The sequence below is a fragment of the Gluconobacter sp. Gdi genome, from assembly GCF_014132155.1.
GTDB lineage: Bacteria > Pseudomonadota > Alphaproteobacteria > Acetobacterales > Acetobacteraceae > Gluconobacter.
The window spans coordinates 1-665 of the sequence record NZ_BLJQ01000054.1; the positions used below are offsets into that span (position 1 = coordinate 1).

The 665-nt window shown below is 58.9% G+C and carries 1 pseudogene; it reads right to left on the bottom strand.

From position 1 onward, the window contains the following. Positions 1–665 (bottom strand): annotated as a pseudogene (locus JN414_RS16415) (hypothetical protein); the annotation flags it as partial.

Consider the following 665-nt stretch of genomic DNA (forward strand, 5'->3'; position numbering starts at 1 on the left):
TGGTCTGCCGGATCGAGATCCCGGTGGTCCAGGGCAGCCAGGACTTGTCATAGGCAACATGCATGATGTCGAGCGCGACGGAATTGGTATTATTTCCGGCCGCACCGCCACCCGTCAGGAAAATGCCGCGTGACCAGCCCCCGTCCAGAACCTTGCCGTTAAAATTGACATCGATCTCGTAATCGGTGGCGGAATTGCTACTCAGGTTCAGCACATCATTGTCGATCTCGGAACTGATCGACGTGCCAGGGCCACCACCCGTCCCACTGTCCATGCCGCGATAGATGCACGCCACCCAGTTGCGGTTAGGGTTTGGATTCAGCGGATTGGCCCGGTTCGGCCTGCACTCCAGCGAGACAGCCTGACTGGTGACGTTTGCCTTTTGAGGCAGCGCCGCCGGATCAAACTCCCATTTGAGGTTTGTCGTGACATTCCACGGGTTGGTATAGGTCGCGTTGAACAGGCCGGCCCCGGTTTCAGGTGTTCCGACACCCGGACCAGAAAACAGATTGCCGTTGAGCTGGTACATTCCCAGCGTGTTGTTCGGCAGCCCGGTGGCCAGGTAATAACCCGGAGCCGCATAGGGGAAATTCACCAGCGGCGTGGGTGCAGTTGCAAACGCTGTGACGATGGCTGTATCGGCCGGCGTCTTCCCGTCTGCCTGC